The sequence below is a fragment of the Mesorhizobium sp. M4B.F.Ca.ET.089.01.1.1 genome, from assembly GCF_004022605.1.
GTDB classification, from domain to species: Bacteria; Pseudomonadota; Alphaproteobacteria; order Rhizobiales; family Rhizobiaceae; genus Mesorhizobium; species Mesorhizobium abyssinicae.
This window is the reverse complement of record NZ_RZOS01000836.1, coordinates 1-1,329: the sequence shown is the minus strand read 5'-3', so window position 1 is coordinate 1,329 and position 1,329 is coordinate 1. Positions and strand designations below refer to the sequence as shown.

Below are 1,329 nucleotides of genomic sequence, written 5' to 3'. Positions count from 1 at the left end.
CTCCATGCCGCGCGGCAGGGCCTTGCCGTCCAGGTGCTGGACGCCGGAGCGATCGGCGTGGGTGCCTCGGGTCTCAATGGCGGTCAGGTCATCCCCGGACTGAAATACGATCCGGAATGGCTGGTCGAGCATTTCGGCAAGGAGCGTGGCGAGGCGCTGGTCAATTTTGCCGCCTCGACCGCGGATGCGGTGTTCGACCTGATCCGCGACGAGAAGCTGGCGGTGCCGTTCACCCGCAACGGCTGGATCCAGGCTGCGCACACCGAGACCGCTTTGACTGCGGCAGCAAACCGGGATCGCCAGTGGCGGGCGCGCGGCGCCGACGTCGAACTGCTAAGCCAGGCCGAGATCGCGGCCATGACCGGCGCCAAGGGCTATCTCGGCGGCTGGCTCGACCGCCGCGCCGGCGTCGTCGATCCGCTGGCCTATACGCTGGAGTTGGCGCGGGTCACCGCTGCCGCTGGCGCAGGGATCGCACCAGCGCAGAAGGTGGTGAAGCTGCGCAAGGACGCCGGTCTCTGGCGCGTCTTGACCGAAAGCGGCCTGGAGGTGCGGGCGAAGGCGGTCGTGCTTGCCACCAACGCCTACACCGATGGCCTTCTGCCTGGCCTCGCGCGGACCATCGTGCCGCTGCATTCCTTCCAGATTGCCACTGCGCCGCTGCCGGCCGACATTGGCGCCGGCATCCTGCCGGGCGGGCAGGCGGTGTCGGATTCGCGCCGCATCCTGGTCTACTACCGCAGAAGCGCGGACGGCCGGCTTGTGCTGGGCGGGCGCGGCCGCATGGCGCTGCCCTCCAGCGCCGCGGACTGGGCACATCTGGAACGCGCCCTGATCCGCCTCTATCCGGCGCTTGCCGGCATCGCGATCGAGAAACGCTGGTTCGGCCGGGTGGCGATGACGCCGGATCACCTGCCGCATATCCACGAGCCCGAAATGGGCCTGCTTGCCGTTGCCGGCTGCCAGGGCAGGGGCGTCGGCCTGATGAGCGCGCTCGGCAAGCGCATCGCAAGCTACCTGGCGAGCGGCGATGCGCGGCAACTGCCGTTTCCGTTGTCGCCGATCCGGCCGATCCCGTTCCATGCCTTCCGGCAGGTCGGCGTTGCCGCGACGATCGCCTGGTACCGGATGCTCGACGCGTTGGAGCGCTGATTTCGCCGAGACATTCCGTCATTCTCGCGATTCAGCTTGACAGTTTCACAAATCTGAAAAAATCTAAGTCGATTTCATAATTCCGACGGGCAGATCGATGTCGGCCATTGCAGCAAGTCAGCCATTGCCGGAAACCCGCACTTCGCCGGCGTTCCGCTTCGCCATGCTGCTGCCGGG

At 67.2% G+C, this 1,329-nt stretch carries 1 protein-coding gene; it reads left to right on the top strand.

Features of this window, described 5'->3' with window-relative positions:
- Window positions 1–1,152: FAD-dependent oxidoreductase (locus tag EN780_RS34350; protein ID WP_133372884.1), on the top strand; the 1,152-nt coding region annotated here is incomplete at its 5' end.
- Window positions 1,153–1,329 lie beyond the last annotated feature (177 nt).